4 protein-coding genes are annotated in these 7663 nt (G+C 40.2%); 1 reads left to right on the forward strand and 3 read right to left on the reverse strand.

Features of this window, described 5'->3' with window-relative positions; translation table 11 throughout:
- Window positions 1–20: 20 nt before the first annotated feature.
- Window positions 21–1280: a serine--tRNA ligase gene (gene serS / locus ABFC98_00475; protein MEN6444503.1), complete on the reverse strand. Its 1260-nt coding sequence runs from the start codon at window positions 1278–1280 to the stop codon at window positions 21–23.
- Complete coding sequence (tpiA, locus tag ABFC98_00480; GenBank protein MEN6444504.1) at window positions 1274–2056, reverse strand: triose-phosphate isomerase; 783 nt, start codon at window positions 2054–2056, stop codon at window positions 1274–1276. Before tpiA ends, serS begins: the two co-directional genes overlap by 7 nt.
- Window positions 2057–3935: 1879 nt before the next feature.
- On the opposite strand from tpiA, the gene ABFC98_00485 reads away from it, so the two are divergent.
- A complete protein-coding gene (locus ABFC98_00485; protein ID MEN6444505.1) occupies window positions 3936–6158 on the forward strand; it encodes a heavy metal translocating P-type ATPase in 2223 nt (740 codons plus the stop codon).
- On the opposite strand, the gene ABFC98_00490 is transcribed toward ABFC98_00485, so the two are convergent.
- On the reverse strand, window positions 6142–6852 hold the full coding sequence (locus tag ABFC98_00490) for a DUF4097 family beta strand repeat-containing protein (protein MEN6444506.1): 711 nt from the start codon (window positions 6850–6852) through the stop codon (window positions 6142–6144). The two genes, ABFC98_00485 and ABFC98_00490, sit on opposite strands and share 17 nt — an antisense overlap.
- Window positions 6853–7663 lie beyond the last annotated feature (811 nt).

Below are 7663 nucleotides of genomic sequence, written 5' to 3' on the forward strand. Positions count from 1 at the left end.
CTTTTCTTCTTCCTGAAGTATTATATTTTTAATTGCCAAAATGGCTCAAGCACGGAAGGTAATTTTATGCTTCCATCTTCCTGTTGATATGTTTCCAGAATAGCAATCAGCAAACGCGGCGTGGCTACTCCGGAACCGTTTAAAGTATGCAAATATTTCACTTTGCCGGTTTTATCGCGATAGCGGATATTAGCTCGGCGGGCTTGAAAATCACCAAAGTTGCTAACAGAACTTACTTCCAGATATTTACCCGTTCCAGGAGCCCATACTTCCAAATCGTATGTCTTTTGAGATGCGAAAGATAAATCACCCGTGCATAAAGTTACCACTCTATAATGCAAATTGAATGCCTGTAATATCGCTTCGGCATTTGCCAATATTTCTTCCAATGCCTCCGCCGATTTTTCCGGCTCCGTAAACTGAACCAGCTCCACTTTATTAAATTGATGCAAGCGTTGCAGACCTCTGGTTTCTTTTCCATAGGAACCCGCCTCTCTTCTAAAACAGGGTGTGTAGGCAACATAGCGTTTCGGCAGGTCTTTCCAGACCAAAATTTCATCGGAGTGCATATTAGTGAGGGGAACTTCTGCCGTGGGAATCAAGAAAAAATCATCCTTTTCAATATGATACATATCTTCTTCCAGCTTTGGAAGTTGACCTGTTCCGGTCATTGTTTTCCGATTTACCGCCAAAGGCACCATAAACTCTGTATAGTTATGTTTCTGACGATGCAGCTCCAGCATAAAATTAATTATATAGCGTTCCCAACGCGCCCCTTCTCCAGTGTAAACAGGAAAACCACTACCGCTGATTTTTGCCCCGCGAGGTAAATCCAGCAGGTTATTTTGGATAGCCAATTCCAAATGATCTTTGGGAGCAAAGGAAAATTGCTTTGGTTCACCCCAGACCTTTATTACTTCATTAGCCGATTCATCTTTTCCGATCGGAACATCCCCTTGAGGAACATTGGGAAAGGTTAAAAGCAATGCTTCCAATTCTGCATTTACGGAATTTAACTGATTGCCAAGTTCTTTTATTTCTTCCGCGGTTTTGCTCATTTCAGCCAGTTCGTCATCTATCTTTTCACTCGCTTTTTTCTTTTGCGCGATGATAGCTGAAACACTGTTTTGATGCGCTTTCAGATTATCAAATTCAAATTGCAGTTTGCGTCTCTGATCATCAACGCTTAAGAAGGCATCCAAATCCGCTTTTTCATTTTTGTTAATTATCGCTTGCCGCACAAGCTCCACATTATTACGCATAAATTTTAGGTCTAACATTTTTCTCCTTTACTTGCCACCGCTATCTTCACCATTTCCAGAAAGTCCTCTTCTTTTAGTGATGCGCCTCCAATTAAGCCACCATCAATATCTTCACCTTCCAAAAGTTCTTTTAAATTTGCCGGTTTTATACTGCCCCCATAGAGGATGGAGAGTTCCTTGGCAACGGTTTCTCCATAGTTATTTTTCAGCCAATTTCTAATTAACTTGTGCACTTCTTGCGCTTGCCAAGGAGTGGCAGTTTTGCCTGTTCCAATTGCCCACACTGGTTCATAAGCAAGAATAATTTCCGTCCCCTTTAGCAATTTTATGCCTTCCAAACAACCGGTAAGCTGATTGATGATCACTTCTTCCGTTTTTCCCTCTTCCCTTTGAGCCAATGTTTCTCCAATACAAACAATGGGAGTGATATTATGCTCAAAAAGCTTCAGCATTCTGGCATTTACCATTGCGTCTGTTTCATTATGATATTGACGGCGTTCGGAATGACCCACAATACAATATTTAAGTTCCATTGATGCCAGCATTTGAGCAGACACTTCGCCTGTGTAAGCACCTTCAGAATGATAAGATACATCCTGAGCAGCCACTTGTAAAGCGGAACTGAAACTTTCTCTCAAGGCCTCTTCCAAAAATGGATAAGCCGGTGCAATTAAAGGTATTACATCTCCCAAAACCTGCTTGTTTATTTCCTTAACCACCTTTTGCACAAATACCCGCGTTTCCATTAAACCCTTATTCATCTTCCAGTTACCAGCAATGTATAATTTCCGCATTTATATACCTCACTTAAACATATCTAAAAATTCATAAAGTTTTGCTTTGGCTATTAGGTCAAGTATTTTTATCTTTTTTGTCTTTTTGCCTAATCTTGTGTTGACCTGAGGGACTCTTTTTGAAGATGAGAAAATAAGAAGATAATTGTATCTTTCTTTTTTCGAGGGGCTTACGCCACCATCGCTATCACTATATCGGTCTTTGAGTTAAAATCGGTTTTACTTGTGATCTGCCACCTCATTTCATTCTTTTCCCCTATCTTTTAACTAAGGCCTCAAATAATTTCATAGAAAAGGCCGATTTTGACTTAAAGCCGACAGCTGACAACCGACAGATTATTTACGCCACCATCGCTATCACTATATCGGTCTTTGAGTTAAAATCGGTTTTCTCCGTGATCTGCCACCTCATTTCATTCTTTTTCCCAATCTTTTAACTAAGGCCACAAATAATCTCTGAGAAAAGGCCGATTTTGACTTAAAGCCGACAGCTGACAACCGACAGATTATTTACGCCACCATCGCTATCACTATATCGGTCTTTGAGTTAAAATCGGTTTTCTTGTGATCTTCCATCTCATTTCATTTGTTTCCCCTATTTTTTAACTAAGGCCACAAATAATCTCTGAGAAAAGGCCGATTTTGACTTAAAGCCGATTACTCGTCAGTTAAAAATATAATCCTCTTAATCCTAAAATCCTTAAATCCTATAAATCCTTGTTTCAAAAATTAAATCTGTGTAATCAGTGTAATCTGTGAGAGGATAATCCAAAGGAAGAAAGAAATCCTCGTCGTTCACCTTATAACCGAGTATTACTGTTTCCGCTTGATTCTATACAAGCTTGATAGTTTGTCTGTTGTGGTTGACCAGGAGGTCAACCCTCCATTATTTCTTTCGCCGGGTTAAAACCCGTCGATCATATCTGTCGTCCCGCTGGGACTAATTTTACCGTTTTTCTTTTCGCCGGGTTAAAAACCCGTCGTTAGTATGTATCGTTCCTGACGGAACTTTTGTCTAAATTCTATTTTTCGAGGGGCTTACGCCACCATCGCTATCATTGTATCGCCCAAAGGGGCTTTCTTATGAAGAAGAGAGTTAAAATTATATTATCGTATCTTTCTTTTTTACGAGGGGCTTACGCCACCATCGCTATGATTGTATCGCCCACAAGGGGCTTTCTTTCTCCCTTAGATAATCATCAATCACAAAATACAATACTTTAAATCCTTAAATCCTTGTTTCGAAAATCCAATCTGTGTAATCAGTGTAATCTGTGAGAGGATAATTTAAAGGAAGAAAGAAATCCTCGTCGTTCCCCTTATAACCGAGTTTTACTGTTTCCGCTTGATTCTATACAAGCTTGATAGTTTGTCTGTTGTGGTTGACCAGGAGGTCAACCCTCCATTATTTTTGCCATCAGGATAATATCCTTGTTTCTAAAGCTAAAATTGTATGAAATATCTTCGGTGACTTCGGTGGCTAATTATAAAAATCCTTTAAATCCTTAAATCCTTGTTTCGAAAATCCAATCTGTGTAATCTGTGTAATCTGTGAGAGAATAATCCAAAGTAAGAACGAAATCTGCGTCCTCTGCGGGAACCCATTCCAAACAAGTATCTCCTCATCCTCTCCTCTTCCTCCCGACCTAAACTCCTCCTCAACGATGAGTGGAAAAGGAGCAGAAGACGGGTTGATGACACCAAGTTTCTAACCTTCCATTTGGCACTAAGTTCCCAATATTTCGCAGCTGCTATTGTAGCGAGCGACAGAAAATATTGTTTTTACCAATCATATTCCTGGCATTTTTTTTGCCTTTTTCCCATTTTAACATATCATATCTATAGAGTAGAATTTTATAACAATAAGGATAAAACAGAAATGGAAAGCAAACTTACCATCGGAATTGACGGAATGCATTGTGCCTCTTGCAGCGCGCGTGCCGAAAAAGCGCTCTCCCAATTGTCGGGAGTTAAAGAAGCAAATGTAAACCTGGCTTTGGAAGAAGCATACATTGTTTATGATGACCGCAAAGCAAAATTCACGGATTTTCAGCGTGCCATTGAAAAAATCGGGTTTAAGGTTCGCCCCTCCGAAGCGGAAAGAGAAAGCGAACAAATTGTCCAGATGCAGAAAGCCAGAAAGAAGATGTGGTTTTCCTGGCTGCTGACTATCTTGGTGTTAATTTTGATGTTGCCGGCAATGATTTTCGGCACTTATGTATTTGGCCACCAAACAGATGCCTGGCTGATGTTTCTGTTAAGTTTGGTGGCAATGGTTTTTCCGGCACGGAGCGTGTATGTATCTGCCTATAAATCAGTAAAAAGCGGCGGAGCCAATATGGATGTGTTAATTGCCATTGGCACAATTGCTTCGCTTTTGGTGGCTCCCCTTTCCTTAATAGTGAAAGATATTTCTCCGCATAGTTTTGCCGGAATTGCCGCGATGATTATTTCTTTTCATTTAACGGGTCGCTATGTTGAAGCCAAAGCCAAGGGCAAGGCCTCCGAGGCAATTAGAAAACTTATCGGCTTAGGAGCCAAAACAGCCATTATCTTGGATAACGGTCAGGAAAAAGAAATTCCGATTGCTCAGCTGCAAGTTGGGGATATTTTTAGCGTGAAACCGGGTGCCAAAATTCCCACGGACGGAATAATCATCAAAGGCAGCAGCACGGTGGATGAGTCAATGGCGACGGGAGAATCAATGCCTGTAGCTAAAAACCCGCAGGATAATGTGTTAGGTGCTACAATAAACCTGGATGGCTATTTGGAAATTCAGGCAACCCAAATAGGCAGAGATACTTTTTTGGCTCAGGTAATCAGGTTAGTTAGTGAAGCGCAGCATTCCAAAGTTCCCATTCAATTGCTTGCCGATAAGATAACCTCTATTTTTGTCCCCGCCGTATTAATTTTAACTATCTGCGTTTTTGCTGCCTGGATGCTGTTCCCCAATTTTATGCAAAACATTGCCTCTGCAATAACTTCCGTTTTACCTTTACGCTTGCCTTCCCAAGGTTTAGCCGCTGCTTTAATGGCTTCTATAGCCACTTTGGTAATTGCTTGTCCTTGTGCTCTCGGTTTGGCAACCCCAACCGCTTTGATGGTGGGAAGCGGATTGGGAGCAAAAAAAGGGATTCTGATTCGCAATGGTGAGGCCTTGCAAAGAATGAAAGACCTGAATGCCATCGTCTTTGACAAAACCGGAACTTTAACTTTAGGCACACCAGAACTGATTAAGACACATAGTTTTAGCGGTGAGGATATGGATAATATCCTGCTTGCCGCAGCTTTGGAACAATCCTCTGAACATCCTTTGGCTCTGGCATTCGCTAAGGCAGTGGAAAATAGAGATTTACCCGCTCGTGAGGAGTTTGTTTCTTTCCCTGGAAAAGGCATTAGCGGAAAAATCAACGGCAAAAAATATAGCGTTGGAAATGCGGATTTTTTAGCGGAACAGGGAGTTGCACTAAAATCACCCAGTCCTGAGAATTATAACTTTGCCACCCAAATTGGTCTGGCAAACGAAAAGGAATTGCTTGCCTGGTTTTTCCTTGCCGATACACTTAAAGACGATGCTCAACCAGTTGTGGAAGAATTAAATAAGCGTGGAATAAAAACCATTATGCTGAGTGGAGATAATGAAACAACCGCTAAAGCAATTGCAGAAAAATGTGGCATCAAACAAGTTTTGGCAAATGTTCTGCCTGCCGATAAAGCCAAGAAAATAAAGGAATTACAAGATAGCGGACTGATTGTGGGAATGGTGGGTGACGGAATAAATGACGCTCCCGCTTTGAAACAGGCAGATATTGGATTCGCTATGGGCTTGGGAACCGACATTGCCATTGAAACCGCCGACATAACTCTTTTGAGAAACGACCTGAAACTGATTCCTAAAGCCATAGACCTCTCCGAAAGGACTTTTGCCAAAATCAAACAAAATCTCTTCTGGGCTTTTTTTTATAACCTGATTGCCATTCCTTTGGCTGCTTTGGGTGTCCTCCATCCTGTAATTGCAGAAATAGCTATGGCTACCAGTAGTGTGACTGTAGTTACTAATGCCAATTTATTGAAGAGAGATAAACTCAATTCTGTATCCTAACTTTTCCTGTTCCGGTTGTGAAGTTTTGCTTGTTTATCTTACTTTTATCAATAACTAAATCTCCTGTTCCTGTTTCTATCTCAGCATTTTCTATCACGCTATTTTTGAGGTTCACGGAGCCGGTGCCTGTTTCTATGGAACATTTATTGATAGTGGTATTTATAAGAGTGACATAACCGGTTCCGCTATTTACATTAAGCTGATTAAACTGGCTGTTAGATATTTCAGTTCTACCTGTTCCATTATCTATGAGGACGGATTGATTTCCCTTTATGGCATCCAGTTTTGTTTCCCCTGTTCCTGATTCTATGGTCAAGTTTAGGCCTTCGGGAATGCTTCCAGTAATTCTTGTTAAAGATACAGGTTTATTGGACTTAGTTTCCCAGGATATTTTTCCCTTTTTCAAAAGAATAGTGGCATCTCCAGGTTCATATTCCCAATATTCTACTTGCAAGTCAGCTTGTGGCTTAGATTGTCCTTTCAGGTCAACAGATAAAGTTCCACCTTCTATTTTTAGATTGTCATCTTCATAACGCTGGGAAAGAGACACTGAATTTTTGTATTTTAAGTTGACTCCATCTACACTTACCCCTTTTTCGCAATTATCATTGCAATTGACACAAATACAAGCGGAAAGCGTTAGTAGCAAAAATAGTGATAGTATTGCCACACAAATAATTACTTCTTTTTTCATTATTTCTCCTTGAATTTAAGTTTTTTTTCTCCTGTCTTTCAGTTATATCTCTTATCTATTGCTTTGTAACATTAAAGTCAATGTCTGCTTTTCGGTGTTGTCAGCCACCCCAAATTGGTGACTAAATTCTTTATCTTTAGTTAGCTGATTTGTGTCAAGAAAAGTTTGCATCGGTAGTGTTTTAATCGGTTAGGGTAAAATTGGGTCTGAACAGAGAAATGCCCGAAACTGAGGTTATACTTTGTGTAGATGGAGGACGCCGTTCCTCCGCAAGAAATAATATCCTCTCACAGATTACACAGATTGCACAGATTCAAAAAGATGATAGGTCTGGGATGAACAGGATTTTTGGGATTTAAAGGATTTTTATAATTAGCCACCGAAGTCACCGAAGATATTTCATACAATTTTAGCTTTAGAAACAAGGATATTATCCTGATGGCAAAAATAATGGAGTGTTGACCTCCTGGTCAACCACAACAAACAAACTATCAAGCTATCCTAAAATAAAGTGGAAACTGCATAACTCGGTTGTATGAGGAACGACGAAATTTCGTTCTTCCTTTGGATTATCCTCTCACAGATTGCACTGATTGCACAGATTGGATTTTCGAAACAAGGATTTAAGGATTTTAGGATTAAGAGGATTATATTTTGTGATTGATGATTATCTATGGGAGTAAGAAAGCCCCTTGTGGGCGACACAATCATAGCGATGGTGGCGTAAGCCCCTCGTAAAATGAAGGATACAATAATAATATTCTATCTCTCATTTTCCAAAAAAGCCCCTTGTGGGCGACACAATCATAGC

Source organism: Candidatus Cloacimonas sp., assembly GCA_039680785.1.
Classification (GTDB): Bacteria; Cloacimonadota; Cloacimonadia; order Cloacimonadales; family Cloacimonadaceae; genus Cloacimonas.